This window comes from Paraburkholderia sp. Ac-20340 (genome assembly GCF_017104965.1).
In the GTDB taxonomy this organism is placed as follows: Bacteria; Pseudomonadota; Gammaproteobacteria; order Burkholderiales; family Burkholderiaceae; genus Paraburkholderia.
In genome coordinates this window covers 634,394-661,204 of record NZ_JAAGPR010000001.1, presented here as the reverse complement: position 1 = coordinate 661,204, position 26,811 = coordinate 634,394, and the positions used below count along the sequence as shown (strand labels likewise).

The window sequence follows — 26,811 nt, the reverse complement described above, 5'->3', positions numbered from 1 at the left end:
GGCGGAATCGGTATTGCGAGGGCGGCGCGCCGGTGCGCCGGATGCCTTGAGCGTCGCCATATTTTTAGAGTGAATTGCGAAAACGGTGTCGCGGGATCGTAACACAGCAGCGCGGCCGCACTCGCGGGCATGAAGCCGTGCAGCGCCGGCGATTCGGCGAAACCCGCGCCCGGCACGTTCGACACCATCACATTGCCCGCGCGCATCACCTGCAGCAGCCCCGGCACGCCGATGGTGGAATCGGCGCGCAATTCGACCGGGTCGCAGAAGGTATCGTCCAGTCGCCGCAGCACTGCATGCACGCGCTCCAGGCCGCCGAGCGTCTTCAGATACAGCATGTCGTTGCGCACGGTCAGGTCTTTGCCCTCGACCAGCGTGATGCCCAGATATCGCGCAAGAAAGACGTGCTCGAAATACGTCTCGCTGAACGGCCCCGGCGTGAGCAGCACGATATGCGGCGAGGCGTTCGCGCCGCGTTCGTTATCGTCGCGCATGAGTGCACGCGCGGCGGCCGCGAGCGTGGCGACCAGTTGCGAATACGACGGCGCGAGCCGGTGCACGCGCATCGCGCGAAACGGCTCGGCGAACAGGCTGGAGACGATCAGGCGATTTTCCAGCAGATAGCCGAGGCCCGAAGGCGCTTCCGTGCGATGCGACACCACGGTCCACTGGCCGGTGGGCGCGCGCGCCAGGTCCAGCGCGACGATCTGCAGATACTGCCGGTCGGGCGGCACGAAACCCTTCACGGCGCGCAGATAACCCGGATGGCCGAACACCAGCGCGGGCGGCAGCAGACCGCACGAGAGCAGCGTCTGCGGCCCGTAGACATCGGCGACGATCTCGTTGAGCAGGCGCGCGCGTTGTGCCACGCCGCGCTCGATATGTGCCCATTCGTCCTCGCCGATGATGAGCGGCAGCAGATCCAGCGCCCACGGACGCGGCCCGCCGCGATCGGCGTAGACGTTATAGGTGATGTCGTTTTCGCGGACCTGCCGCGCGACCGACGCCGCCGCGCTGTCCAGACCCGCCACGCCCGCCTCGTCGAGCAGACCGAAGAACTGCTGCCACGGCTCGCGCCAGTTGCCGTCCGGCGCGCTCAGCTCGTCCCAGTGCCCGCTGCGCACCGGCAGCGTGCGTAGCGGCGCGCGCGCCTCGTCATCGTGGGCGGCGGCATCGAACGGCAGGGAGGTCTGGATCGGCAAGATGGTGTGGCGCGCCCGTCTTCCGGGCGCGTTCGCAGTGAGGCTTGTGGGTGAGGTCGATTACGGCTGCCGCAGATCCAGCGTGAACGGGAATTCGAGGCTGCGCGTGGGCGGTGCGGATTCGACCTGACCCGGCGTGTGGCCGGTCGTGAAGAAGCGCGCGCGCCGCCGGCTTTCGGCCTCGTAGGCGTTGACCGGGAACGTCTGATAATTGCGGCCGCCCGGATGCGCTACATGATACTGGCATCCGCCGATCGCGCGGCCACTCCAGGTATCGACGATATCGATCGTGAGCGGCGCATGCACGCCGATGGTCGGATGCAGCGACGCCGACTGCTGCCACGCGCGATAACGCACGCCCGCCACGCTTTCGCCGGCGCGGCCGGTCGGTTGCAGCGGCAACGCGTGGCCGTTCACGCTCACGCGATGGCGGCTTTCGTTGATGCCGAGCACGCTCACCTCCATGCGCTCCACCGACGAATCGACATAACGCACCGTGCTGCCGCCCGCACCTTCTTCGCCCATCACGTGCCACGGTTCGAGCGCGTGGCGCAGCGTGAGCGCGATGCCGCTCGTGTGCAGCTCGCCCACCAGCGGGAAGCGGAACTCGACATGCGGCGCGAACCACGCCGGGTCGAGCGCGAAGCCCGCCGCGGCGGTTTCGGCGAGCACATCGTCGAAATCCATCTTCACGAAGGTCGAGAGCATGAAGCGGTCGTGCAGCGCCGTGCCCCAGCGCGTCAGACGCTGCGTGTACGGCGCGTGCCAGAAACGCGCGACCAGCGCGCGCAGCAGCAGTTGCTGCGCGAGGCTCATGCGCGCGTGCGGCGGCATTTCGAAGCCGCGCAGTTCCAGCAGACCGAGGCGGCCGGTCGGGCCGTCGGGCGAATAGAGCTTGTCGATACAGAACTCGGCGCGGTGCGTATTGCCGGTCACGTCGATGAGGATATTGCGCAGCGCGCGGTCGATCAGCCAGGGCGGCACGCGCGCACCGTTATCGGCCGAAGCCGCCTGATCCGGCGCGCCGTAACTGCGCAGCAGATCGACCTGACGCTGGATTTCCGCGAAGGCGATTTCGAGTTCGTAGACCTGATCGTTGCGCGCTTCGTCCACGCGCGGCGCCTGGCTGGTCGGGCCGATAAAGAGCCCCGAGAACAGATACGACAGCGACGGATGGTTGTGCCAGTAGGCCACGAGGCTCGCGAGCAGGTCGGGGCGGCGCAGGAACGGGCTGTCGGCGGGCGTCGCGCCGCCCAGCACCAGGTGATTGCCGCCGCCGGTGCCGGTGTGGCGGCCGTCGAGCATGAACTTCTCGGTCGAAAGCGCGGTTTCGTGCGCGGCCTGATAGAGGAATTCGGTGCGCTCGACCAGTTCGCCCCAGTTCGACGACGGGTGGATGTTCACTTCGATCACGCCGGGGTCGGGCGTCACCTGGAGCATCTTCAGGCGCGGGTCGCGCGGCGGCGGATAGCCTTCGATCACCACGGGCAGCGCGAGATCGGCGGCCGTGGCTTCGATGGCGGCGAGCAGATCGAGGTAATCGTCGAGTTGCGCGAGCGGCGGCATGAACACGTGGATCTGGCCTTGCGCGCTGCCGAACGCGGCGGCTTCGGCTTGCGGGCCGGCGGCGCGCGCGGGATCGCGCACTTCCACGCACAGCGCCGTGCGGCGAATCCACGCCGCCGATTCGCCGCGCGCGGGCTGGCGGGCGGTGTCGGGGTTGCGTTCGCTGTGGTGTTCGCTATTGCGTTCGCCGCGATCGGCGTACGCGGTTGCGACATCGACATCACCCTTGACCGTGGCCGCTTCGCCGCGATACTGCATGCGCAATGCGGCGGCGCTGCGCAGCGGCGTGGGCGCGCCGAACGGATCATGCGCGTGCTGCCACGGATAGTCGCCCGCCGACACCCAAGGCAGCGAGTCGAGCGGCAGCCGGTAACCCATCGGCGAATCGCCGGGAATCAGGTACATGCGCTCGTCGCGGAAGAACCACGGGCCGCTGACCCAGCGCGGTCCTTGCAGGGCGGGCTGTATGCCGGTCCGCGCCGAAAGCGGCTCGAGCGGCAGCACGTAACCAGTGACCGCATCGAGGCCGGTATCGAATACGCGGCGCAGGCGCACGCGCTCGAGTTCGTCGTCCAGACGCGAATCGAACGGATCGACGTTCACGGGCAGGCGGCGCTCGCGCCACAGGTAATACCAGGTGTCCTCGTAGCCGGGCTGCACGTGTTGCGGATCGACCGCGAGCTTCGCGGCGAGATGGCCGATAAAGCGTTGCGCGTCGGCGGCCGTGTGGTGCGTGCTGCTGCGCTCGTCGGCGAACAGCGACGGGTCGTGCCAGCACGGCTCGCCGTCCGCGCGCCAGAACAGCGAGAGCGCCCAGCGCGGCAGTTGCTCGCCCGGATACCACTTGCCCTGGCCGATGTGCAGGAAGCCGCGCGCGCCGTACTGCGCGCGCAGTTTGTCCATCAGCGAAATGGCGTAGCGGCGCTTGGTCGGGCCGAGTGCTTCGGTGTTCCACTCGGGCGCGTCGCGGTCGCTGGCGGCCACGAAAGTGGGCTCGCCGCCCATCGTCAGGCGCACGTCCGAGGCGGCGAGCGCGGCGTCCACCTGCTCGCCCATCGCCTGCATCTGCGTCCATTGCTCGTCGGTGTAGGGCAGCGTCACGCGCGGCGTTTCCTCCACGCGCGTGATCGTCATCGAGTGCGAAAACTCGACTTCGCAGTCGTCCAGCGCGCCCGAAATCGGCGCGGCGCTGCCCGGTTCCGGCGTGCAGGCGACGGGAATATGGCCTTCGCCCGCGAACAGCCCCGAAGTCGGATCGAGGCCGATCCAGCCCGCGCCCGGCAGATAGACTTCGCACCAGGCGTGCAGATCGGTGAAATCGGCTTCGGCGCCTTGCGGGCCGTCGATCGCCTTGACGTCGGGCGTCAGTTGCAGCAGATAGCCGGACACGAAGCGCGCGGCCAGACCCAGTTGGCGCAGCGTCTGCACCATCAGCCAGCCGGAGTCGCGGCACGAACCCGAGCGCTTTTCGAGCGTTTCCTCGGGCGTCTGCACGCCGGGCTCCATGCGGATGAGATAGCCGATGTCGCGTTGCAGCCGCTGGTTCAGATCGACGAGAAAATCGACCGTGGCGCGCGGCGAACGGTCGATGGTCTCGACGAAGGCGGCGAAGCGCGGCGTGGGCTCGCTGCGTGCGAGATAGGGCGCGAGTTCGGTCGCCAGCTCCGGCGTGTAGGCGAAGGGGAACTGCTCGGCGCTCGGTTCCAGGAAGAAGTCGAACGGGTTGTAGACCGCCATTTCCGCGACCAGATCGATCGTGACGCGGAATTCGCGCGTCGGCTCCGGAAAGGCGAGCCGCGCCTGATAGTTGGCGAACGGGTCCTGCTGCCAGTTCACGAAATGATCGGCGGGTTCGACGCGCATCGAATACGAAAGGATGGGCGTGCGGCAATGCGGTGCGGGACGCAGACGCACCACATGCGGCGCGAGGCGCACGAGCCGGTCATAGCGATACTGCGTGACATGGTTTAACGCGACACGGATGGACACACCCGACTCCTCGTTCGACAGGGATGAATTGAAAGGCTGGACGCGCGCTTATGATGCGCACGGTGCGAGTGGCGGTGATGACAATCGTCGGCAACGTGCCGCCGGGTGTGACGCGGCACGCGGCGTGCTCTGCCGTTCGCGCCCAACACAGGAAAGCGGCCATGAAGACGTTTCACTGCGACCACTGCAATCAACTGGTGTTCTTCGAAAACGAGCGCTGCGAGCGTTGCGACGCGCGTCTGGGCTATGTGCCCCAGAGTGGTGAAATGCATGCGTTTGAAGCGTTGGACGCGTTGGAACAGGCGGGCGAGGGCCGCTGGCGCATCCTGAACACGCAGGCGCCTGGCACGCTGTTTCGCCAGTGCCACAACTACGCGGTCGAGAACGTCTGCAACGGCATGATCCCCGACGACGCCGCGCACGCCAACGACACGCTCTGCCGCGCCTGCCAGTTCACGCGCACGATTCCCAATCTGGAGCGGCCGGAAAACCGGCTCTACTGGTACAGGCTGGAAGTGGCCAAACGGCGCCTGCTCTACACGCTGGGCGCGCTGGGCCTGCCGCTGGCCACGCGCGCCGAAGACCCCGAACACGGCCTGCAGTTCGAGTTTCTCGAAGAGATGGGCGATGGCCAGCACGTGCTCACCGGCCACGACCACGGCCTCATCACGATGAACATCGCCGAAGCCGACGACGCCCATCGCGAAAGCACGCGTGTGTCGCTGCACGAGCCGTATCGCACCTTGCTCGGGCATTTCCGGCACGAGGTCGGCCATTACTATTTCGACCGGCTGGTGGCCGAAACGCGCTGGATCGAGCCGTTCCGGCAATGTTTCGGCGACGAGCGCGCCGACTACGCCGCGGCGCTCGCCACGCACTACGCGAACGGCCCCGCGCCCGACTGGGCCGGGCGTCACGTGAGCGCGTATGCGTCGGTGCATCCGTGGGAGGACTGGGCGGAAACCTGGGCGCACTACCTGCATCTCGTCGATACGCTCGATACGGCGGCCGCCTGCGGCGTGACGCTCCTGCCCGACAGCCCCGACGAACCCGTGCTGCTCGACCAGACGCCGGTGGACGAAGCCAGCTTCGACAACCTGATGGCGCGCTGGTTTGCGCTGACCTATGCGCTCAACAGCCTGAACCGCAGCCTGGGCATGCCGGACGGCTATCCGTTCACGCTGGCCCCGCCGGTCATCGACAAGTTGCGTTTCGTTCATCGCGTGATCTCGGCGGCGGCGCAAACCTGATTGCGGATGGTCCGACGGCGCGCGTCAGGCGGCCGCCGCGACCGGCTCGGGAATCGCCGGGCGCACGAGATCGCGGCCGACGCGGCGCGCCAGTTCGTTGACGCGCGCGATCAGCGCAACGAGCCAGCTACGCAGCGCCGAGGTTTGCGCGTTCGCGAACCAGGCGTCGAGCGGCGCCTGCCGCACTTCCTCGCATAGTTGCAGCGCAAGCCGTTCGGTTTGCGCCGATTGCCCGTTGCGCAGCCGCACGGCAATGCGGCGGATTTCCTCCAGACTCGCGGCGAGCGAACCCGGCCAGTCCTGGCATTGAACCAGCAGGGCCGCGACGCGCGCGGGCGCGATGGCGTCGCGATACACCTCGCGATAGGCGTCGAGCCCCGACACGGCACGCAGCAGCGCATTCGCGCCGTGATAATCGAAGGCGTGCGGCTTGAGCAATTCGCAATGGGCTTCGAGCGTGCGCGCCATATGATCGGCGCGCTCCACGCAGCCGCCCAGATGCAGGAACGCGGAGGTCTCGTTCTGCACCGGCGCGGCCAGTTGCACGCCGCGCACGAGATGCAGACGCTGCTTGATCCACTCGAAGAACGCATAGGGATCGTGCTCGTGCAGATCGTCGGCGAGAAGACGCTGCAAATCGAGCCACGTGGCGTTGAGCGTTTCCCACAACTCCGCGCCCAGACAGCCGCGCACGGCGCGCGCGTTTTCGCGCGCAAACCGCAGGCTGCTGACGATCGACGACGGATTCGCCGCATCGGCGCCCAGATACGCGATCACCTCGCGGCGCTCGATGCCGTGATGCGAAAGCCGATAGTGATCGGCCAGACCCACGATCGACAGGATCGTGAGCCAGCTATGCGCGGCGCTGTCTTCGGCTTCGCTGGCGCCGGCATACGCGGGCAGCAAGGAGCGCTGATAGCAGGCGTCGAGCAGACGCGCGAGATGATCGGCACGCGCGGTGTGGCGGGTCATCCAGAACAGATGTTCGGCAGTGCGGCTCAGCATGGGGCCTCCGGAGTGGCGCGATCGGCTGATGATTCGTTTGGTTGAACCAGTTAATTCGGATTGCTGATGAGTGTATAGGTTTCAGCTCGCCTGTCGCTCCAGCACCCAGGTGTCCTTGGTGCCGCCGCCCTGCGACGAATTGACGACCAGCGAACCTTCGCGCAACGCCACCCGCGTGAGCCCGCCCGGCACCATGCGCACTTCCTGGCCGGACAGCACGAAAGGCCGCAGATCGATATGGCGCGGCGCGATGCCGCTCTCCACCCAGGTGGGGCAGGTCGAAAGCGAAAGCGTCGGCTGGGCGATGTATTTATCGGGATGCGCGATCAGCACGGCGCGGAATTCCTCGATCTCCGCGCGCGTGGCCGCCGGGCCGATCAGCATGCCGTAGCCGCCCGCGCCATGCGTTTCCTTGACGACCAGTTCGGGCAGATGATCGAGCACGTAACGCAGATCGTCGGGCTTGCGGCACATCCACGTGGGCACGTTGTTGAGCAGCGGCTCTTCGCCCAGATAGAAACGCACCATGTCGGGCACGTAGGGGTAGATCGACTTGTCGTCGGCGACACCGGTGCCTACCGCATTGCAGAGCGTGACGTTGCCCTTGCGGTACACGTTCATGAGGCCCGCTGCGCCGAGCGTCGAATCGGAGCGGAACGCGAGCGGGTCGAGGAAATCGTCGTCCACGCGCCGGTAGATCACGTCCACGCGCTGCGGGCCCTGCGTCGTGCGCATATAGAGGTGATCGTTTTCGACGAACAGATCCTGGCCTTCGACCAGCTCGATACCCATTTGCTGCGCGAGAAACGCGTGTTCGAAATACGCCGAGTTGTACATGCCGGGCGTGAGCAGCACGACGGTGGGATTGTCGGTGCCGGCGGGCGCGGCGGCGCGCAAGGTATCGAGCAGCAGATCCGGGTAATGCGCGACCGGCGCAATGCGATTGCGCACGAACAGATCGGGGAACAGCCGCATCATCATCTTGCGGTTTTCCAGCATGTACGAGACGCCGGAAGGCACGCGCAGATTGTCTTCGAGCACGTAGAACTCGCCTTCGCCCGCGCGCACGATGTCGATGCCGGCGATATGCGCATAGATATCGCGCGCGACGTTTACACCCTGCATTTCAGGGCGATATTGCGCGTTGCGCAGAATCTGGTCGGCGGGCACGATGCCCGCGCGCACGATGTCCTGGCCGTGATAGATATCGTGGATAAAGCGGTTGAGCGCATTCACGCGCTGGCGCAGGCCGCGTTCCAGTTGCGTCCATTCATCGCGCTGGAAAATGCGCGGAATCACGTCGAAGGGAATCGTGCGCTCGGTGCCCGCGCCCGTGACGTCCTTCTCGCCATAGACGGCGAAGGTGATGCCCACGCGGCGGAAGATCGTGTCCGCTTCCGCGCGCTTCTTGTGCATCTGATGCTCGCTCTGGCTGCGCATCCACGCGAGAAACTCGCGGTAATGCGCGCGCGGCTCGCCTGCCTGCGGAAACGCCGCGGCAGTCAGGCCCCGAACATCGAACTCCCCGTACTCGAACATCTCATTGAAGAATGTTTGCGTCATATCCGTTCTTCCGTCCGCTGCTGTCGTTCACTGCTGGCTGGCAGGTTGTCCCTGACCCGCGCTGGCTCGTTGTACGCAAGCGTGCTGCTCCGATCGGTGACGCCGGAATTCCGCCGGGGCGTGCAGCGGGCCCGTGAAGGGCACGCTGCGCGGCGTCGGTGGATTCGCCTGATCGAAACATCGGTGCAGGGCGCAACGTCGGGTGGACGCGCGCCGGATGCACGTGGCTAAGCGTTGCATGAGCGCTGCATGAGCGTTGCTCAACGAGGCCGGCATGGCTGCGCTGGGTGATCGGGCTGAAAGAGGCAATGCAACTTCCATGCCGATGCGCGCAAACTCATGCGGCGCGGCTTGATTGGCCGGTGCACCGGTTCGGCGCCCGTGGCGCGCGATGCGGCTTGCATCGCGCCGGACGCCTGAAGCGGTGCTCAACGCGCTCGAAGCACTAAATCGATGCGTAATCCGGCTGCGTGGCGAAAAGGAAGCGGAAGGCCATGCGCGAAGATGGTGCGCGTGGCGACGGTCGACGGCGAACCGGGGCGGTGGAGCATCGCGAAAGAGTCCATAGGCGACGATTAATCGAGAAGGCGGCGCGATGGCTGGCGCCGGATGCGCGCAGCCGCTCTCGTCGGCGCGCGCGTTCTTGTTGTCGGCCTACATGAAGCGCGCGAGGCGTTTCAATATGATGACAAAACGATGCGTGAGCGATTAATCGACGATAAATCGCTTTTCGCCGCGCGGCGAACGAAGCCAATATGGATGCGCGCGCAACTTTCTATTTCGTTTCGTGCGCGCGCGCACTGAACTTCAAACGCTCCCGAATCCGCTCCACCACCCATTTCGCCCGCGCCGAAAGCGGCCATTCCGCGCGATGCAGCAGCCACAGCGTATCCACTACGGGCGCGCCGCATTCGATCACCTTGATCGCGGCCGCATCGGCGAACGCTTCGCGCGCATGCCGCGGAATCACCGTAAAACCCAGGCCGCGCGCCACCGGCGCAAGAATCAGCGATATCTGGTTGCTGAAGCCGCGCAAGGGCAGCGCGCGCACGCCCGGACTGGCCGGAAAACGCCGCGCCAGCAGCCGCGTGGCCATGGCCTGGCCATCGGGGTGATCGATAAAACCGAGCCGTTCGAGATCGGCCCAGCTTTGCACGTCTTCGCCGGCGGGCACGACCAGTTCCAGCGGCTCTTCCGCAAACGGTTCGGCCGCAAGCCGCGGATCGTCGGGCCGCAGTGTCACCACGCCAATTTCATAGCGCTTGTCGAGCACGGCCTCGCGCGTTTCCGTATCCGGCGCGAAACGATGGCGGATCACGAGCCCCGGATGCGCCTGCTGCAAGTCCAGCAAGAGCGGATAGAGCGCGAGCCCGACGCTGCCCGGCGTGATGAGACTGACTTCGCCGCTGTCGACGGTGCGATCGGATAGCTGAAGTTGCAGCCGTTTATGCGCCTGTTCGACGGCGTTGCAGTAGTCGAGCAGCGCCACGCCGGCCGGCATCAACTCGATCTGGCGGCCGCGCCGGACCAGCAACGGGCCCAGTTGCGCCTCCAGATGCTGCATGTGCTGGCTCACGGCCGCCTGCGTCAGCCCTAATTGATTGGCCGCGCGCGTGAAGCCGCCCAGTTCGGCCACCGCCGCGAAGGAGCGCAGCCATTGAGGATTGAGCATAACGAACTCTTATCAAAGCGATAAGGTTCCATTAGAGCAGATGTGGGCTCGCACGCGCTACGCTTGTCGGGTCAACGTTTTCAGGAGTGTTCTGTCATGAACCGGCCCTATCCGCGCAGCTTTTCCCACATCGGCCTGTCGGTCACCGATCTCGACGCCGCCGTGCGTTTCTACAGCGACGTCATGGGCTGGTATCTGATCATGCCGCCGACCACCATCACCGAAGACGACAGCGCCATCGGCGTGATGTGCACGGATGTGTTCGGCGCGGGCTGGGGTTCGTTCCGCATCGCGCATCTGTCGACGGGCGATCGTATCGGCGTGGAGATTTTCGAGTTCCGCAACGCGCAGAAGCCCGAGAACAACTTCGAGTACTGGAAGACCGGCGTGTTTCACTTCTGCGTGCAGGACCCGGATGTGGAAGGGCTGGCGGCGAAGATCGTCGCGGCGGGCGGCAAGCAGCGCATGCCGGTGCGCGAGTATTTCCCGGGCGAGAAGCCGTACCGCATGGTCTATATGGAAGATCCGTTCGGCAATATCGTCGAGATTTATAGCCACAGCTACGAGCTGACCTATTCGGCCGGAGCGTATCAATCGTGACGAACGCGGTCGCGCCGACCCATCGCGCCTGGACCTGGCACGGCAGCGCCAATCCGCTCGATCTGACGCTGCAGCAGGTGCCGATGCCGGTTCCGGCCGCCGCTCAGGTGCTGGTGCGCAATGCCGCGATCGGGCTGAATCCGGTCGACTGGAAGGTGCTGGGCGGCGCGCTGGTGGACTGGCAGGACGGCCATGTGCCGGGCGTCGATGGCGCGGGCGTGGTGGTGGCGCTGGGCGAGGGCGTGTCGGCGCACTGGCTGGGGCGCCGCGTGGCCTGGCACACGAGCCTGCACGCGCACGGCAGCTTCGCGGAGCACACGCGAGTCGACGTGCGCGCGCTGCTCTGCGTCCCCGATACGCTCGATTTCGACCTCGCCGCGAGCCTGCCGTGTCCGGCGCTGACGGCCTGGCTCGCGATCGAAAAAGTGCCGGTCAAGCCGGGCCAGACCTTGCTGATCAGCGGCGCGGGCGGTGCGGTGGGCCAGTATCTGGTGCAACTGGCGGCCGCGCGCGGCTTCGTGGTGACGGCGATGGCGAACGCGCGGCATCGCGATCGCCTCCGGTCGCTGGGCGCAGCCGATTGCATCGACGGACCCTTGCCCGATAGTGGCGCGTGGACGGGCGGTCGCCGCTTTTTCGCGGTGATCGATGCGGTGAGCGGCGAGCACGCCACGCGCATGGCCGATGCCTTGAAGGCCAACGGTCATCTGGTCTGCGTGCAGGATCGCGTGGCGCAGTGGCCGTGCGATCCGTTCGGCTTGACGCTGTCGATGCACGAAGTGGCGCTGGGCGCGCTGCATCAGCATGGCGATGACGACGCGTGGACGCAGTTGCGCACCGCAGGCGAGCAGATGCTGGCCGCCATCGCGCACGCCCGTTTGCAGCCGCCGGAACGCGTGGTGCGCGACTTCGAGGATCTGGCGCACCTGCTGGACGCACTGCGGCAGCGCAGTTTCGGCGGCAAGCCGGTGGTGCGGATTCGCTAGCGCATCAGCCTGCAATCTCCTTGAGCAGATCGCGTGCGGCGCGCACGACGGCATCCGCGGTGATATCGAATTTGTCGTACACGTCCTGGATTTTCCCGGACTCGCCAAAGCTGTGCATGCCGACAAACCGGCCTTCGGTGCCGAGGTAGCGATCCCAGCCCAGTTCGACCGCCGCCTCGACCGCCACTCTCACGGGCGAATCGCCTAGCACCTTGCGCTTATAGTCGCGATCCTGCGCTTCGAACAGCAGGCGGCAGGGCATCGATACGACGGCGGTGGGCACGCCTTCGGCCTGCAGGACGTCGCGCGCTTCGACGGCCAGTTGCAGTTCGGAACCGGTCGCGAGCAAGGTGACCTGACGCGGGCCGCCCTCGGCATCGTGCAGGATGTATGCGCCGCGCGCCGAGCGGTTTTCTCCATCGGCGTCATGGCGTAGCAGCGGCAAGGGCTGGCGCGACAGCGCGAGCAGCGCCGCCTGGCGTGGATGGTCGAGCACCAGTTCCCAGCATTCTGCGGTTTCGATCGCGTCGCCGGGACGATACACGGCAAGCTGCGGAATCGCCCGCAGCGCGGCGAGATGCTCGACCGGTTGATGCGTCGGGCCGTCTTCGCCGAGACCGATCGAATCGTGCGTCATCACGTAGATCGTGCGCACGCGCATCATCGCGCTCAGGCGAATGGCGGGGCGGCAATAGTCGGAAAAACACAGGAAGGTGCCGCCATAAGGAATCAGGCCGCCGTGCAGCGCGATGCCGTTCATCGCGGCGGCCATGCCGTGCTCGCGCACGCCGTAATGCACATAGGAACCGTCATAGTGGCCCGGCGTGATTTCGACCTGATTTTTAGCCTTCGTATTGTTCGACGGCGTGAGATCGGCCGAACCGCCGAGCAGTTCTGGAATCGCGGCGAACAGGTGATTGAGCACGTCGCCGCTGGCCTTGCGCGTGGCCATCGCTTCGCCGCTGGCGACGAAGGCCTGGCGCGCCGCAGTGATCGCCTTTTTCCAGTCATCCGGCAATTTGCCTGCCGTGCGGCGCTCGAATTCGCTGCGTAATGGCTCGGGCGCCTGCTTGACGCGCTCGGCCCATGCGCTGCGCTTTTCGCGGCCTTGTGCGCCGACTTCGCGCCACGACTTCAATAAATCGTCGGGAATTTCGAAGGGCGGCGAATTCCAGTCCAGAATCTTGCGCGCGCCCGCAATCTCTGCTTCGCCAGGCGCGTCGCTATGCGCCTTCTGTGTGCCCGCTTTAGTAGGAAAGCCAAAGCCGATGATGGTTTTGCAGGCGATCAGCGTCGGGCGATCGTGCGTGGCGCGCGCGGTTTCGATTGCGTTGCGAATGGCGTCGGTGTCATGCCCGTCGATGTCGAGCACTTGCCATCCCGAGGCGTGAAAGCGTTCGATTTCATTGTCCGAGACGGCGAGGCTGGTCGCGCCATCGATGGAAATCGAGTTGTTGTCCCAGAACGCGATCAGCCGGTTCAGTTTCAGATGGCCAGCCAGCGAAATGGCTTCCTGACTAATCCCTTCCATCAGGCAACCGTCGCCAAGAAAAACGTAAGTATGGTGATTGACGAGATCGTCGCCGAAATGCGCATTCATGATGCGTTCGGCCAGCGCCATGCCCACCGATTCCGCAATGCCTTGCCCGAGCGGCCCGGTCGTGAGTTCGATTCCTTCGGCGTGCGAATATTCCGGGTGCCCGGCCGTCTTGCTGCCAACCTGCCTGAAGCGCTTGATTTCGTCGATCGTCATATCGGCGTAACCGGTCAGATAGAGCAGGCTGTAGAGCAGCATCGACGCATGGCCATTCGAGAGCACGAAGCGGTCGCGGTCCAGCCAATGCGGATCGGACGCATCGAATTGCATGAAGTCCTTGAAGAGGACTGTCGCCACGTCGGCGAGTCCCATTGGCGCGCCGGGGTGTCCGCTATTGGCCTGCTGGACCGCGTCCATCGAAAGAAAGCGGATGCAGTTCGCCATCGCGCGAAGATGCGGATCGCGCGGCGCGGGCACGGCGTGCGATGGCGTGGAATTCGGCTCGGTCATGGAAGTTCCTCGTTAGCTTGCTTGAAAGGGTGCGAGCTTGCGGCGTCACATGCTGAAGTGATTCGTCAGCGCAATTTCCATACCGATTTGCGCGGGATTGGTATGGATCGGGCTTGGATCGATATCAATCAGGCATCGGCACATCGATTGCGCTTGAGTGTGGCCCGAAACCGCTCGAAGAACCTGAGGAGCCACCCATGCCCCATCGCAATCGTCCCGCTGGCAAGGCGCCAGCCAGTAAGGCCAACGCCGCGCATCCTGCGAATGCCGGCGCAGTGGACGCCAAGTCGCAAAGTCTCGAAACGTTCCGCGCGCACGCCGATGGCGAAGCGCTGCGCACGAATCAGGGCGTGAAGATCGCCGACAACCAGAACAGTTTGCGCGCCGGCCCGCGCGGCCCGACCTTGCTCGAAGATTTCATTATGCGCGAGAAAATCACGCACTTCGATCACGAGCGCATTCCCGAACGCATCGTGCACGCGCGGGGCTCGGCGGCGCACGGCTATTTCCAGGTCTATGAATCGCAGGCCAGGCTCACGCGCGCCGATTTTCTGCAGGACCCCGCTAAAACCACGCCGGTCTATGTACGCTTTTCGACGGTACAGGGCCCGCGCGGCTCGGCAGATACCGTGCGCGACGTGCGCGGCTTCGCCACCAAGTTCTATACGGACGAAGGCAATTTCGATCTCGTCGGCAATAACGTGCCGGTGTTTTTCATTCAGGACGCGATCAAGTTCCCCGATTTCGTGCACGCGGTAAAACCCGAAGCGCCCGACGAAATGCCGACGGGCGGCACCGCGCACGACACGTTCTGGGACTTCGTTTCTCTGGTGCCGGAAAGCGCGCATACGGTGATCTGGGCCATGTCGGACCGCGCGATTCCCAAAAGCCTGCGTACGATGGAAGGCTTTGGCGTGCATACGTTCCGGCTGATCGACGCTAAAGGTCACGCGCGTTTCGTGAAGTGGCACTGGCGTCCGGTGCTGGGTTCGTATTCGCTGGTCTGGGACGAGGCGCAGAAGATCGCGGGAAAGGATCCCGATTTCCATCGGCGAGATCTTTGGGAAGCGATCGAACGCGGAGATTATCCGGAGTACGAATTAGGCGTGCAGATTATAGAAGAAGCCGACGAGCACAAATTCGGCTTCGATCTGCTCGATCCGACCAAACTCATTCCAGAAGAACTCGTGCCGGTTCAGTTGATCGGCAAGATGACGCTCAATCGCAACCCGGACAATTTCTTCGCCGAAACGGAACAGGTGGCGTTTCATCCTGGGCATATCGTGCCGGGCATCGATTTCAGCAACGACCCGCTTTTGCAGGGGCGTTTGTTCTCCTATACCGATACGCAGATCAGCCGTCTTGGCGGGCCGAACTTTCACGAGATTCCGATTAACCGGCCGGTTTGTCCGTTTCAGAATAACCAGCGCGACGCCATGCATCGGCAGACGATCAACGTAGGCCAGGCTTCTTACGAACCGAATTCGGTGGGCGAGGGTTGGCCGAAGGAAACGCCGCCGAAAGACGGCGGGTTCGAAAGCTATCAGGAGCGCATGGATGGCGCAAAGGTCCGAGTGCGCAGCGAATCCTTCGCCGATCATTTTTCGCAGGCGACGATGTTCTATCAGAGCATGTCCGAGCCGGAGAAGGCGCATATTCTTGCGGCCTATTCGTTCGAACTGGGTAAGGTCAAGCGCACGGAAATTCGCGAGCGCGTGGTCAATGAAATCCTCGTGAATATCGATGCGGATCTTGCGGCGCAGGTCGCGAAGGCGCTCGGTTTGAGCAAGCCGAAGGCGGGCCGCAAGCCTGGCAAGCCGCATCCCGCGAGTTCGCCCGCGCTGAGTTTGTTGAATCGCGTCAAGCCCGGTATTGCCACGCGCAAGATTGCGCTTCTGAGTGCGCCGGGCGCGGATGGCGCGACGCTCAAGCAACTACGCGACGCGTTTGCGAAGGAGGGCGCGACCGCACTGCTGATTGCGCCAACGCTGGAACCCATCGACGGCCTCGCACCGGATGCGACGCTGGCGGGCATGCCTTCGGTCATGTTCGACGCGGTGTTTATCCCCGGCGGCGAGAAGGCGGCGCAGGCGCTCGTGCAATCGGGCGATGCGCGTCACTTCGTGAACGAGGCTTTCAAGCATCTGAAGGCGATTGCTGCGGTGGATACGGGGCGCTTGCTGCTGGCGGCCGCGCAACTGCCCGATCATGCGGATGGCGTAGTACAGGGCGATGCCGCCGATCTGAAGCGAGTGATCGATGCGTTTATTGAAGCGGCGGGGCAGCACCGTATCTGGTCGCGTGCTGCGCTGGCTGAATCGGTGCCTGCATAAGCTTTGCGTGTCTGAAGCGCCTTGGCGAGCGATTCGCCTTGGCGCTTCAGCGTGAAACTTGAATCACTTCGAATGCTTCTTCGGAATCTTCGCGCCTGATTTACGCGCTTCATTGAGCGCAATCGCTACGGCCTGCTTTTGCGGCTTGCCCTGTTTCATCTCCGTTTTGATGTTTTTCGAAATGGCTTCGCGCGACTTTCCCTTGCTGAGCGGCATGATCGTTCTCCCGTGTGAAAACCTCTACGCCTGCGCAGCGCGCATGCCCGCGATCCTATTTTGCTTTGGCCGCGCTGGCAGGTGCGCTGCGGATCATCCGATCGTTGGTGGGCTGCTGAGGCTTCCTGACAGGCATATTGTCGGGATTCGTCGCGCTGGCGGCGCCGGGCGCGGCAGCGGGCGGTTTGACCATGGGCGTGATGGGCGGTTCGGCTGGCGTGCTGGGCGACTGCGCGATAGCGGGCGCACTGCACAGTATCTGCGCAGCGCTGGCGACAACGAGCGCGAAGCGCAAACGTGGCGCTGTCATTTTCATGGCGATCTCCGAAAGCGGGCACACGCCGTTTCCGCGCGCGAATACCATGCCCGGCTGCAGGGACAATCAATCCGCGAGCGTCGTTGCCTGGAGGGACGCGTTTGCGGCAATGTCGGCAATCGCGCCAGCGCTTATCGCCTGGCTATATAAAAAGCCCTGTGCATGCGTGCAGCCGTTCTGCAGCAGGAAGTCGCGATGTCCATAGGTTTCGACGCCTTCCGCAATCAATTCGAAATCCAGTGCCTTCGCCACCGCGATCACGGCCAGCGCAATGGCTTCCGTTTCCGCGTCATGACCGATTTCGCGCACGAATTCGCGATCGATCTTGAGGCGATCGACGCGAAAGCGCTTTAGATAACCCAAACTCGAATAACCCGTGCCGAAGTCGTCGATGGCGATACGCACGCCCATTTCGCGCAGCGTCGCGAGCGTTCGCGCAGTGAGTTCGGGGTTGCGCATGAGTGCGCCTTCCGTCACTTCCAGTTCGAGCAATTCGGGCGCGAGGCCCGAATCGGCGAGTGCGTCGCTCACCTGGGCGATCAGATTGCCATGTTCGAGTTGCAACGGCGAAACATTGACCGATACGCGCGTGGGCCGCGCCGGATCGCGATTCCATTGCGCCGCTTCACGGCAGGCCTCGCGCAGCACCCATTCGCCGATACCGCGAATCAGCCCGGTTTCTTCCGCAATGGGAATAAAGAGCGCCGGCGAAACGCTGCCCAGTTCCGCATCGGTCCACCGCAGCAAGGCCTCCGCACCGATCATCGCGCCCGTTGCCATATCGAATTGCGGCTGATACAGCACGTTCAGTCCGCCGCTGCGGAACGCCTGGCGCAGACGCGTGGAAATGCGCAAACGCGAAGTTGCGGCTTCGCTCAATTCCGGGCGATAGAACTGATACTGATTGCGGCCATTTTGCTTGGCGAGGTACATCGCGGCATCGGCATTGCGCACCAGGGTTTCGGCGTCGTCGCCATCGACGGGATAAAGACTGATGCCGATACTCGCTTCGATAAAGAGTTCGTGGCCGAGCACCTGAATCGGTTCGGTCATGGCGGCCAGCAGCGCGTCGAGCATCGGCATCAGCAAGGGACGCGTGCCGTCGCAGAACATCATGAATTCGTCGCCGCCGTAGCGCGCCACGGTGCCGCTCTCGCCAACCACGCGCTCGATACGCCGCGCGATCAAGGCGAGCAAGGCGTCGCCCACGCGATGGCCGAGCGAATCGTTCACTTCCTTGAAATTGTCGAGATCGAGAAAGATCACCGCAAGCGTTCTGGCCGACTGGCCCGCCCGTTGCAATTCGAGCGCGATGCGTTCGTCGAAATGCTTGCGATTCGACAGACCGGTGAGCGCATCGTATTCGGCGCGATGCTGGAGTTCGGCCTGAACCGCGAGTTGCGCGGTGACGTCTTCCATCACGCACAACGTCGCGCTGCGTTCATCGAAATCCGTCTGCAGGTGAAACACATTCATCGAGCGCAATTCGCCGTTGCGGGTGCGATGCTCCCAAATGGCCGTGCCGCCGTGCTGCGCGCGTCCGGGCGCGAGCGACGCACCGTGCAGCGCGGTCTCGTCCATGCGCAGATCGGCGAGCGACATGCGCAGCATTTCGTCGGCGCGATAACCCATCGCTTTGACCGCCATGTCGTTGACGGCGACCAGACCGGACGTTGCGTCGTCAACGATCCAGATCGGCAATGGATTCTGCTGGAACAGACGCTGATATTTCTGCCGATTGCTGTCCGCCGTGCGCAACGCTTCGCGCAGCGAGGCAGTCACGCGCGCATTGCGTTGCAAAAACGCAAGCAGCAGACATGCCGCTGCAAGACCCGAACCGAGCAGCAGGGCAGCGACGCGCTGCGAATCCCTGGACGCCTGCGTGACCGATTGTTCCAGATGCGCATCCTCGTCCACGCGGATTTCGCCGATCTTTTCCATGGTCTGGAAAAAGCGTGCATCGAGCTCGCCCAGCGAAGGCGTCGCCACCGTCACGCTGCCGGGATAGAGCAGGGCGCGCATCGCCAGTTCATTGCTCAACTGGCCCAGATGGCGAATCATGTCTTTGAGTTCGTCGAGCAGCGCGAGACAGCGCTCGCGCCCTTCGCAGGTTTTCTGCGCGGCGTTGGCGTGGTCGATCAGCGCGGGCAGCGGATAAATATAAGCCGCGCGCCGGTAAAACGGCCGCGTGCCGATCACCGTGTAAAGCTGTTCGTGCTCGTCGAGCAGCGTATTTTGCAACTCGTCGAGATTCTGTTTGACCGACTCGACCGCGTGCTGCTGGGTCAGCGCGTTGCGCTGTTCGTGCACCTGCTTGAGCGCGAGGGTCGTATTCAGGGCAATGGCCGCCAGAATCGCGACAACGGCAAGAGGCGCAACAAGCCGCGCGCGCAACGCCGCCGCCGGTCGTTTGAGGACCGGATCATGGCTATCATCGCTCGTCTGTGTGTCGCTTTTTTGACTGCTCGTCATCGGGTTTCCCGCCATCAATGCCCACGGCTTATCGACAGCTAACGGAGCTAACTTGAGGGGCAAGCCGATGCACTTTGGGCTTTATTTGCGGAGCGGCGGGGAGTGCCAGAACCGATCTGTCGCTCCCCGCCTGGCGATCAAGCGCGCAGCGCGGGCGCCGCCGGGAAATCGACCGGTACACGCGTGATGGCGTGTAAATAATTGGTCATAATCTTGTCGCCAATCACCATGATCGTGTCGACGAGATTCGCCTTGGTCCAGCCAGCCGCGAAGAACGCATCGACGAGTGCCGGGTCGGCATGACCGCGCTCGACTGCGATGTTTTTCACGAGGCGGGCGAGTGCGTCGAACTTCGGATCGAAGCTTGCCGTGCCGGCGCGAATCTCCAGAATCTGCTCGTCGCTGAATCCATTCATCTTGCCGATGACCGTGTGGGCTGCGAGGCAGTACGCGCAGTCATTGACCTGACTGACGACGAGATTCACCACTTCGCGTGCGCGGCCCGTGATGCTGCTTTTGGCATTCTGCAGTTGCAGATAATTGCCGAGTGCATGTTCCGAATGCGCGAAGGTTGCATACAGGTTCGGCACCATGCCGATGCCCGCTTTCAGCTTGTCGAACAGGGCCTGGTTTTCGGGCGAAACGTCGTCGCGAGTCGGGATGTCGATCGTGTTCATGTTAGTTATCCGAAATAAATGAAGTGATGGGATTGTTGCGCGTGTTGTGCTTATTGCGCGACATATCCGCCATCGACAGCAATCGACTGGCCGGTGAGAAAGCGCGCCTTGTCGCTGGCGAGGAACAGGATGGTTTCGGCGATTTCATCGGGCGATGCGGCACGGCGCGCGGGCACGGTGGCGAGCAGGCCGGCCTTGTTGTCGTCGCTGCCACCGGTGAAGCGATCGAGCATATTCGTCGCCACCGGGCCAGGCGCCACGGCGTTCACGCGCACGCCCGCTGCGGCGCCTTCGAGTGCCGCGCTTTTCGTCAAGCCTTCGACCGCGTGCTTGGAGGCGACGTACACCGACGCGCCCGCCATGCCGACCAGCCCCGCAATCGACGAAAGATTCACGATCGAACCGGCGCCGTGCTCCAGCATCACACGCATTTCGTGTTTGACCGAAAGCAGCGTGCCCAGCACGTTCGCCGAGAACGTCTCCTCGTAATTCGCGGCCGATTGCTCGACGATCGGCGCGATGTGGCCTTCGGTGCCGGCGTTGTTGACGGCCACATCGAGACGGCCAAAGCGATGCACGGTCTGCTCGACCAGTTGCCGGACGTCGGCTTCGTAGCGCACATCGGCACGCACGAATTCCGCTTCGGCGCCAAGGGCGCGCAGTTCCGCGGCCAGCGCGTGACCGGCTTCTTCGCGGCGGCCGCTGACGACCACGCGGGCGCCGTCACGGGCGAAGGCGAGCGCCGTGGCGCGGCCGATGCCGGTCAGTGCGCCGGTAATGAGGACGACGGGTGAGTTCATGGCAAGACTCCTGGGTGGGTTTCGATTCTGTTCATTCACTTATGCAATCGCGGATGCGATGGGTGAACTTTGATTGATTCCGATGATTTGCAGTAGCCGTGTAGCAGGCCTATCATTCAGTCCAGTCAGGAATGAATGAGCGAGCCGAAATGGACAAGCTGCAATCGATGGCCACTTTTGTGCGGGTGGTGGAAGCGGGGAGTTTTTCTTCGGTCGCGCACGAACGCGATACGACGCAGAGCGCGATCAGCAAACAGGTGGCGGCTTTGGAGCGCGCGCTAGGCGTGAAGCTGCTGACGCGCACCACGCGCTCGCTTTCGCTGACCGAAGAAGGCGCGCGCTATTTCGAAGAAGCGCGCAGGCTGGTGGCCGAAATCGCCGAGGCCGAAGGCGCGCTCCAGCGCGGCGAGCAGCAGTTGACCGGCTGGCTGCGGATTGCGGCATCGGTGGGATTCGGTCGCCTCAAGCTGATGCCGATCGTCCAGACCTTTCTCGCGGCGAACCAACCCTGGCGTGAAGATCGATTTGCGCCTGCATGACAGCTTCGTCGATCTGGTCGAGCAGGGCATCGACGCAGCGGTGCGAATCGGCGATCTGGGCGATAGCAGCCTGGTTGCGCGCCGCATCGGCACCTCGCACCGGCAGATCGTGGCGCACCGGCGTTATCTGCGCGCGCTGCCCAAGGGCGTGACGACGCCGCGCAAACCCGATGACCTAGCCCAGCACAACTGCATCGTCTACACCGAGCTGGCGATGCGCAACAACTGGCCGTTCACTGCGCGCGCGGGAGCGGCGCAGCCCGAGGGCGCAACTTGCGTCGTGCGCGTCGAGGGCAATCTGCAAACCAACAGCAGCGAAGTGATCCGCGCGGCGACGCTGGCGGGGATGGGCATTGCCTACGCGCCGAACTGGTTATTCGATGAGGAAATCGCCAGCGGCGAATTGCAGACGCTCTTGACCGACTGGCAGCCGCCGCCCATTCCCGTCCACCTGGTCAGCCCGCGCGAGCGGCGCAATTCGGCGAAGGTGCGGGCGTTTGCGCAGCATCTCGCCGAAGCGCTGGCCGATGACGAAGGTGCCCGGCACTGAGCAAGCAGGACGAACCAGGCATTGCTCTGTTTGCAACTAACTGCCAACCCAGCGCCGATCCGTCCAACGCCTTCGGCGGCAAACAATGCGTTAGCGATAAACGGTAATTTTTCACGGGTGTCGTGCGATACGATACGCATCGGACCTTTCGCCGCTACAACTATTCTTATGCCAAGCGCTTTCGCACTCCTGGGGATTCTGATCGTCTCTTGTTTAATGAGTGTGGCCGTGCTGGGCTCGCTGGTGCGTACCACGGCGCCGGGTGTCAGCCGCTGGTGCGTCGGTTACGGGCTGCTGGCCGTATCGTCGTGCTGGATTCTGGTCGGCGGGATGGGTGCCGGCGCAATCACCATCATCGGCGTGTCGTTCACGACGCTGGCCGCCGTGCTCGTGCTGGTGCAGGGCACACGCCAGTTCTTCGGCCTGCAGCCGGTGCGACGCGACGAGTGCATTGCGCTGATTGTCGTCTGCGCAGCGCTGCTGTACTTCACCTGCATTTCGCCGAACGTGGATGCGCGCGGCGTGCTGATCTCCATCGGCCTGATTTACGGGCGCATCGTGCTGGGTGTGCTGGCGCTGCGCCACGCGCCGCGCGAAGGCTCGCGCTACGCCTGCCGGCTGATCGCGGCGGCTGCATGGCTGGGCGCGTTGGTCTATGCCGCGCGCATCGTCGTAATCTTGCTCGGCAAGGCGCCGACGCTATCGTTCCTGCAGCCGTCGCCGTGGAACGTGGCGCTGCTCGGGCTGGCGATCGTCTCGTTGCCCTGTATTTCGACGGGCATGGTGATGCTCGCGCACGACCAGATTTTGCGCAGGATGGAAAAGCTCGCGACGATCGACGAACTCACCGGCGCGCTCACGCGGCGCGCGTTCATGGAAAAAGCGCATGCGCGGCTCGTGGAGTTGCGCGAGCGGGGCGCGCTGATGTCGATCGCCGTTCTCGATATCGACAAGTTCAAAAGCGTTAATGACAGCTTTGGTCATGCGGTTGGTGACCGGTTGCTAGCGCACGTGTCCGCGGTCGTATCCGCGCACTTGCGGCCCGGCGATCTGTTCGGGCGGCTGGGCGGCGAAGAGTTTGCCGTGCTGTTCGCGCGCGCGGGCCAGCACGACGCGGTGGCGATGACGAATGCACTGCGCATTGCCGTCGAGCGATCGGCTGCGGATGGCGTGAGCTGCACGCTGAGCGCGGGCGTGGGCGGCGTGATGTACGCGGATACGCTGGAAAGCGCCATGGTGCGGGCTGATGCCGCGCTCTATGTGGCGAAGGCGGCGGGGCGTAATCGCGTCATTGTGTCGTCGCAAGACGATGAAAGCGCATCGCCCCGAATTGCCGAATCGCGCTGAGCGAAAAACTCATTACGCACATTTTCGGCAAACAAATCTTTTATTTAAAAAAGTTAAGTGGATTGATGTGCCAGGCATAAATCGACATGAAGCCGATGTGAAGCCGACGTGAAGCCGACATGAAACATTACGCTTCCAGCAATCTCGCCAGCAAAAGATCGATTTCGTCGAACTGAATTTTCGATAATTGGTGAGTCTGCATAATTTCGCGCAAACGCTTGCGCCAATAAGCCGGCGGCAAACCTAAAGTATTCATATCCTGGATAGACAATCGCTGCAGCATCGACTTGATATGCAAAATATCGTCGTGCGCGATTTTTGATGAGGTAGCGCCCGACATTTTTGGTCGAGCGCCAATTTCCAGACCCCGTTCAGAGATTATTCCCATTGTTTTTTGCCGCAGAAACGGTCACGCGCAAGCCCTGAGCGCGATGCCGGCCTTGTGGCCTCCAGTTGCCATCTGATTGGATTCAGCGCCTGGCGAGCCCTTTTCGCCGGGAGCCGATGAATTTATTCGTTCGGCACTACCGAACGCTGTTCGGTAGGATTATTTATGGTAGGTTGCACACTAATGACTGTCAATGTCGAATGTGCGAAGCGGTCCATCGCTTCAAACCATTGTCCGATTCGCTAACGGTAAGAACATGAAATAAAAATGACCCAAACCGCACAAAGCACTGAAGACCGATATGCACTTCGCAGCGTCAGCCGGGCGCTCGATGTTCTGGAAGCACTGGGGACCGGCACAACAGATGGATCGACGGTGGCGGAAATCGCCACAGCCATTGGCGTTTCAAAGAGCACGGCATTTGCCTTATTGCAGACGCTGCTGGCGCGTAATTTTGTAATCGACGTGCGCCTGGGCGGTTCGCGGCGCTATCGGCTGGGATTTGCGCTCGTGCATCTTGGCGATCGCGCGGCAGCGGATGTGGGCGTGTCCCAACTGGCGATGCCGGTGCTCAGGGAGTTGACGGAAGTGACCGGCCTCACATCGCGGCTCGCCGTCCTCGATGAAAACGGTTACGCCGTGGCCATCAATCGTGTCGAGGCGCCGGGCATCGTGCGCATTGCGTCGTCGCTGGGGCAGCGTGAATTGCCGCATTGTTCGGCGCTCGGTAAATCGTTGTTTGCGCTGCTGCCGCCCGCGCGCGTCGTCAAGCTGCTGGCGCATACCGGCATGCCGCGCCGCACGCGATTTACCCGCGTGACGCCGGGCGAACTGATGAACGATCTGATTCTGGTTGCCGAACGCGGCTACGCTTTCGACGACGAAGAGGACAACATCGGCGTGGTATGCGTGGGCGCGGCCATTACCGATCGCGATGGAGCCGGCGTGGCGGCGATCAGCGTGACCACGCTAAAAGGCGATTTGAGCGACGACTATTTGCACGATTTGGGACGCACATTGCGTAAATATGCAGAGCGCATTAGCCAGATGCTGGGCGCTCAAGTGCAGTCATAAACTGATGGGCGGGGCCGGCGCAATCGATCGCCGGCCACCGCACTCACCGCGACGTCCGGGGATTTCATGTCGACTCATTTTCTCGATCTGTTCGATTGGCAAGACGTTAGCGGCTATCTGCCTGAATTGCTGCAGGGCGCGCTAACGAGCGTGCAACTGACGTTCTGTATTCTGGCGCTTGCGCTGCCGTGCGGCCTGCTGCTGGCGATCGCCCGCATCAGTCACGCACGCGTGCCACGTTTGTTTGCAAGCGCCTATATCGAACTGATTCGCGGCACGCCCGCGCTGCTGCAGCTTTTCTATATCTATTTCGTGTTGCCTTCATTCGGCATTCGCTTCGCACCCTTTATCGCCGGGGTCATTGGCTTGTCGATCAATTACTCCGCTTATCTGGCCGAGGTGTATCGCGCTGGCATCGAGGCGGTGCCCAAAAGCCAGATCGCGGCGGCCAAGGCGCTCGGCATGTCGAGCGGCCAGACCTTGCGGCTGATCGTGCTGCCCCAGGCACTGCGTATTGTCGTGCCGCCGCTTGGAAATTATGCGATTTCGCTATTCAAGGACACTTCGCTGGTTTCGATCGTGACCGTCAAGGAATTGATGTTCACCGGGCAGATTGTTTCTTCCACAAACTTTCAGTACGCGACGGTCTTCACGATAATTGGTGCAATATATTTGTCGCTATCGTGGCCGAGTGCATTCGTCGTGCGATGGCTGGAGCGCAAGATGGGCAGCCCCCGGCATGTGAATGTATCGACCGGACCGCGATGGATTGCACGTTTTCGTGCAAGGGCTAAACAAACCGGTAACACAAACACCATTTAATTATTACGTCGGCCAAACCAATCACACTGGAGCGTTTCGTGCGCAAAATAATACTGGCGGTTGTCACTGTATTGACGGGGATTGTCGGGTTGTCCAATGCCTATGCCGATGACGGCGCTGCAATGAGCGGCGTGCGTTTCGACGGCGGCGACGGTTCATACACACGGGCGGTGCGCGACGGCGTGACGCTGGCTATCGCCAACGATCCGCCCTCGACCTTTCAGGACGACAAGACGCATCAATTCGATGGCGCGGATGTACGCATTTTTCGCGAAGTGATGAAGCGGCTTGGCGTTACGAAGGTCAACTGGCAGATCATGCCGTTCGACGCGATGATTCCGGCTTTGCTTTCCGGGCGCGCCGATGTGATTGTCGACAATCTGCACGAGAACGAAGCGCGGCTGCGCGTCGTGGCATTCACGAGCCCGGCGTACTGGTATGGATCGGCGATTGCGGTGCAAAAGGGCAATCCGTTGAATATTCACGGCTGGGACAGCTTTGCCGGTCATACCGTTGGTACGTTGCGCGGCAGTATCAATCACCAGCTTTTGCAGGCGCGCAAGGATCTTAAGGAACTCAAGCTCTATACGAGCAGCGAAGCGGAATTCGCCGATCTGATGGCCGGGCGTATCGATGTGGCGATGGAAGACGGCATCAAGATCGCGCAATTCCTGAAGCAACATCCGTCGTCGAGCATGGAAATGGTGGCCGACTATAAGCCTTTGCCGCAGGAATATGGCTATGCGCGCTACGCCGTGCGCAAGAACGATGTCGATCTGAATCATGCTGTCTCGCGCGCGCTCGACGAAATGCGCGCGGATGGTACGCTCGCTTCGATTCTTAAACAGTTTGGCTATAGCGATCGCAATCTCTGGTATTTCCCGGTGAAGGATTGAGTTTGCCGGTTCGTTAATGAAAAAGGCCTGGCTATCGCGCCAGGCCTTTTGCGTTTACTTCCACGTGTTATCCACGCGCCTGAAGGCTGTCCAACGTGCCGAGCAGCGCCTGCATGGCTTCCTTGCAATCGGTTTGATTCGGCGTGCTGGCGCGAAGGGCTTCTAACGCGCGGTCGATGGCTTTGTCGAGGCGATGCCAGTCGGCGGGCGCGCGTGGCTTGAGGCCGGCTTCGGCTTCGTCCCACGTTACTTCGAGCGCTTTCACGCGGGTCTTTGCGGCGGAGAGATCGCCGTTATTGACCTGGGTGGTTACATCCGCAGCAATCGCACGAAACGCCGCCAGATCGCCGAGCGACGAAACGGTTTGCGTGGAACTGGCCGCTGCCGCGTTCGTGCTGGCGGAATCGGTTGAACGGGAACATCCGCTCATCGCCAGCGTGAGCGCGAGGAGCGCAGCGCAGAGGGCAGAAAGACGGGCGAAACGAATCGACATGATGTTTC

The 26,811-nt window shown here is 63.1% G+C and carries 22 protein-coding genes; 10 read left to right on the top strand and 12 right to left on the bottom strand.

What is annotated here, in order from left to right:
* Together G3N59_RS03040 and G3N59_RS03035 are read right to left on the bottom strand one after the other, a co-directional pair.
* The coding region (locus tag G3N59_RS03040) for a circularly permuted type 2 ATP-grasp protein (RefSeq protein WP_205981039.1) at window positions 1–1,202 on the bottom strand (1,202 nt) is incomplete at its 3' end.
* A 60-nt stretch (window positions 1,203–1,262) separates the two neighbouring features.
* Window positions 1,263–4,757 (bottom strand): transglutaminase family protein, encoded by a 3,495-nt coding sequence (locus G3N59_RS03035; protein ID WP_205981038.1) that lies wholly within the window; start codon window positions 4,755–4,757, stop codon window positions 1,263–1,265.
* Between the two features lie 161 nt (window positions 4,758–4,918).
* Between G3N59_RS03035 and G3N59_RS03030 the strand changes: the two genes are divergently transcribed.
* Window positions 4,919–6,007: a putative zinc-binding metallopeptidase gene (locus G3N59_RS03030; protein WP_205981037.1), complete on the top strand. Its 1,089-nt coding sequence runs from the start codon at window positions 4,919–4,921 to the stop codon at window positions 6,005–6,007.
* A 24-nt stretch (window positions 6,008–6,031) separates the two neighbouring features.
* On the opposite strand, the gene G3N59_RS03025 is transcribed toward G3N59_RS03030, so the two are convergent.
* From G3N59_RS03025 to G3N59_RS03015, 3 genes are all read right to left on the bottom strand, one after another.
* Complete coding sequence (locus tag G3N59_RS03025; protein ID WP_205981036.1) at window positions 6,032–7,012, bottom strand: alpha-E domain-containing protein; 981 nt, start codon at window positions 7,010–7,012, stop codon at window positions 6,032–6,034.
* Window positions 7,013–7,093: 81 nt separating this feature from the next.
* The gene (locus G3N59_RS03020; RefSeq protein ID WP_205981035.1) at window positions 7,094–8,575 is read right to left on the bottom strand and encodes a circularly permuted type 2 ATP-grasp protein; all 1,482 of its coding nucleotides are present in this window, start codon (window positions 8,573–8,575) and stop codon (window positions 7,094–7,096) included.
* 775 nt (window positions 8,576–9,350) lie between these two features.
* Window positions 9,351–10,247: a LysR family transcriptional regulator gene (locus tag G3N59_RS03015; RefSeq protein WP_205981034.1), complete on the bottom strand. Its 897-nt coding sequence runs from the start codon at window positions 10,245–10,247 to the stop codon at window positions 9,351–9,353.
* Between the two features lie 96 nt (window positions 10,248–10,343).
* On the opposite strand from G3N59_RS03015, the gene G3N59_RS03010 reads away from it, so the two are divergent.
* Window positions 10,344–10,847 (top strand): lactoylglutathione lyase family protein, encoded by a 504-nt coding sequence (locus tag G3N59_RS03010; RefSeq protein ID WP_205981033.1) that lies wholly within the window; start codon window positions 10,344–10,346, stop codon window positions 10,845–10,847.
* Window positions 10,844–11,833: a zinc-binding dehydrogenase gene (locus G3N59_RS03005; RefSeq protein ID WP_346777842.1), complete on the top strand. Its 990-nt coding sequence runs from the start codon at window positions 10,844–10,846 to the stop codon at window positions 11,831–11,833. Before G3N59_RS03010 ends, G3N59_RS03005 begins: the two co-directional genes overlap by 4 nt.
* A 4-nt stretch (window positions 11,834–11,837) precedes the next feature.
* Here G3N59_RS03005 and tkt read toward each other — a convergent pair whose 3' ends face one another.
* Window positions 11,838–13,880, bottom strand: coding sequence for a transketolase (gene tkt / locus G3N59_RS03000; RefSeq protein ID WP_205981032.1), 2,043 nt, complete (start codon window positions 13,878–13,880; stop codon window positions 11,838–11,840).
* Between the two features lie 197 nt (window positions 13,881–14,077).
* Between tkt and katE the strand changes: the two genes are divergently transcribed.
* Window positions 14,078–16,213: a catalase HPII gene (gene katE / locus G3N59_RS02995; RefSeq protein ID WP_205981031.1), complete on the top strand. Its 2,136-nt coding sequence runs from the start codon at window positions 14,078–14,080 to the stop codon at window positions 16,211–16,213.
* A 63-nt stretch (window positions 16,214–16,276) separates the two neighbouring features.
* Here the strand turns inward: katE and G3N59_RS02990 are convergent, their stop codons facing one another.
* From G3N59_RS02990 to G3N59_RS02975, 4 genes are all read right to left on the bottom strand, one after another.
* Entirely contained in the window at window positions 16,277–16,429 is a 153-nt protein-coding gene (locus tag G3N59_RS02990; protein ID WP_205981030.1) for a DUF6496 domain-containing protein, read from the bottom strand.
* A gap of 382 nt (window positions 16,430–16,811) precedes the next feature.
* Window positions 16,812–19,217 (bottom strand): GGDEF and EAL domain-containing protein, encoded by a 2,406-nt coding sequence (locus G3N59_RS02985; RefSeq protein WP_205981029.1) that lies wholly within the window; start codon window positions 19,215–19,217, stop codon window positions 16,812–16,814.
* Between the two features lie 137 nt (window positions 19,218–19,354).
* Window positions 19,355–19,894: a carboxymuconolactone decarboxylase family protein gene (locus G3N59_RS02980; protein ID WP_205981028.1), complete on the bottom strand. Its 540-nt coding sequence runs from the start codon at window positions 19,892–19,894 to the stop codon at window positions 19,355–19,357.
* Window positions 19,895–19,944: 50 nt separating this feature from the next.
* A complete protein-coding gene (locus G3N59_RS02975) occupies window positions 19,945–20,694 on the bottom strand; it encodes a glucose 1-dehydrogenase (RefSeq protein ID WP_205981027.1) in 750 nt (249 codons plus the stop codon).
* Window positions 20,695–20,843: 149 nt separating this feature from the next.
* On the opposite strand from G3N59_RS02975, the gene G3N59_RS36880 reads away from it, so the two are divergent.
* From G3N59_RS36880 to G3N59_RS02965, 3 genes are all read left to right on the top strand, one after another.
* Window positions 20,844–21,233, top strand: a complete 390-nt coding sequence (locus G3N59_RS36880) for a LysR family transcriptional regulator (protein WP_241023129.1) — start codon at window positions 20,844–20,846, stop codon at window positions 21,231–21,233.
* Window positions 21,208–21,783, top strand: coding sequence for a substrate binding domain-containing protein (locus tag G3N59_RS36875; RefSeq protein WP_346777841.1), 576 nt, complete (start codon window positions 21,208–21,210; stop codon window positions 21,781–21,783). The genes G3N59_RS36880 and G3N59_RS36875 overlap by 26 nt, the downstream gene beginning before the upstream one ends.
* A gap of 168 nt (window positions 21,784–21,951) precedes the next feature.
* Window positions 21,952–23,130: a GGDEF domain-containing protein gene (locus G3N59_RS02965; protein ID WP_205981026.1), complete on the top strand. Its 1,179-nt coding sequence runs from the start codon at window positions 21,952–21,954 to the stop codon at window positions 23,128–23,130.
* A 127-nt stretch (window positions 23,131–23,257) separates the two neighbouring features.
* On the opposite strand, the gene G3N59_RS02960 is transcribed toward G3N59_RS02965, so the two are convergent.
* Complete coding sequence (locus G3N59_RS02960) at window positions 23,258–23,518, bottom strand: hypothetical protein (protein WP_205981025.1); 261 nt, start codon at window positions 23,516–23,518, stop codon at window positions 23,258–23,260.
* Window positions 23,519–23,785: 267 nt separating this feature from the next.
* Between G3N59_RS02960 and G3N59_RS02955 the strand changes: the two genes are divergently transcribed.
* The 3 genes from G3N59_RS02955 to G3N59_RS02945 all read left to right on the top strand — a co-directional run bounded on the left by G3N59_RS02955 (window position 23,786) and on the right by G3N59_RS02945 (window position 26,310).
* Window positions 23,786–24,592, top strand: coding sequence for an IclR family transcriptional regulator (locus G3N59_RS02955; RefSeq protein ID WP_205981024.1), 807 nt, complete (start codon window positions 23,786–23,788; stop codon window positions 24,590–24,592).
* Window positions 24,593–24,658: 66 nt separating this feature from the next.
* Complete coding sequence (gene ehuD / locus G3N59_RS02950; RefSeq protein ID WP_241023128.1) at window positions 24,659–25,414, top strand: ectoine/hydroxyectoine ABC transporter permease subunit EhuD; 756 nt, start codon at window positions 24,659–24,661, stop codon at window positions 25,412–25,414.
* An 89-nt stretch (window positions 25,415–25,503) separates the two neighbouring features.
* A complete protein-coding gene (locus G3N59_RS02945) occupies window positions 25,504–26,310 on the top strand; it encodes an ABC transporter substrate-binding protein (protein ID WP_205981022.1) in 807 nt (268 codons plus the stop codon).
* A 67-nt stretch (window positions 26,311–26,377) separates the two neighbouring features.
* On the opposite strand, the gene G3N59_RS02940 is transcribed toward G3N59_RS02945, so the two are convergent.
* Window positions 26,378–26,803: a hypothetical protein gene (locus G3N59_RS02940; RefSeq protein ID WP_205981021.1), complete on the bottom strand. Its 426-nt coding sequence runs from the start codon at window positions 26,801–26,803 to the stop codon at window positions 26,378–26,380.
* Window positions 26,804–26,811: the final 8 nt, after the last annotated feature.

What these genes read in the sequence shown, in the direction of transcription:
- G3N59_RS03030 (WP_205981037.1), top strand. Translation starts at nt 4,919, where the DNA reads ATGAAGACGTTTCACTGCGACCACTGCAATCAACTGGTGTTCTTCGAA.
- G3N59_RS03025 (WP_205981036.1), bottom strand. Translation starts at nt 7,012, where the DNA reads ATGCTGAGCCGCACTGCCGAACATCTGTTCTGGATGACCCGCCACACC.
- G3N59_RS03020 (WP_205981035.1), bottom strand. Translation starts at nt 8,575, where the DNA reads ATGACGCAAACATTCTTCAATGAGATGTTCGAGTACGGGGAGTTCGAT.
- G3N59_RS03015 (WP_205981034.1), bottom strand. Translation starts at nt 10,247, where the DNA reads ATGCTCAATCCTCAATGGCTGCGCTCCTTCGCGGCGGTGGCCGAACTG.
- G3N59_RS03010 (WP_205981033.1), top strand. Translation starts at nt 10,344, where the DNA reads ATGAACCGGCCCTATCCGCGCAGCTTTTCCCACATCGGCCTGTCGGTC.
- tkt (WP_205981032.1), bottom strand. Translation starts at nt 13,880, where the DNA reads ATGACCGAGCCGAATTCCACGCCATCGCACGCCGTGCCCGCGCCGCGC.
- katE (WP_205981031.1), top strand. Translation starts at nt 14,078, where the DNA reads ATGCCCCATCGCAATCGTCCCGCTGGCAAGGCGCCAGCCAGTAAGGCC.
- G3N59_RS02990 (WP_205981030.1), bottom strand. Translation starts at nt 16,429, where the DNA reads ATGCCGCTCAGCAAGGGAAAGTCGCGCGAAGCCATTTCGAAAAACATC.
- G3N59_RS02985 (WP_205981029.1), bottom strand. Translation starts at nt 19,217, where the DNA reads ATGACGAGCAGTCAAAAAAGCGACACACAGACGAGCGATGATAGCCAT.
- G3N59_RS02980 (WP_205981028.1), bottom strand. Translation starts at nt 19,894, where the DNA reads ATGAACACGATCGACATCCCGACTCGCGACGACGTTTCGCCCGAAAAC.
- G3N59_RS02975 (WP_205981027.1), bottom strand. Translation starts at nt 20,694, where the DNA reads ATGAACTCACCCGTCGTCCTCATTACCGGCGCACTGACCGGCATCGGC.
- G3N59_RS36880 (WP_241023129.1), top strand. Translation starts at nt 20,844, where the DNA reads ATGGACAAGCTGCAATCGATGGCCACTTTTGTGCGGGTGGTGGAAGCG.
- G3N59_RS02965 (WP_205981026.1), top strand. Translation starts at nt 21,952, where the DNA reads ATGCCAAGCGCTTTCGCACTCCTGGGGATTCTGATCGTCTCTTGTTTA.
- G3N59_RS02960 (WP_205981025.1), bottom strand. Translation starts at nt 23,518, where the DNA reads ATGGGAATAATCTCTGAACGGGGTCTGGAAATTGGCGCTCGACCAAAA.
- G3N59_RS02955 (WP_205981024.1), top strand. Translation starts at nt 23,786, where the DNA reads ATGACCCAAACCGCACAAAGCACTGAAGACCGATATGCACTTCGCAGC.
- ehuD (WP_241023128.1), top strand. Translation starts at nt 24,659, where the DNA reads ATGTCGACTCATTTTCTCGATCTGTTCGATTGGCAAGACGTTAGCGGC.
- G3N59_RS02940 (WP_205981021.1), bottom strand. Translation starts at nt 26,803, where the DNA reads ATGTCGATTCGTTTCGCCCGTCTTTCTGCCCTCTGCGCTGCGCTCCTC.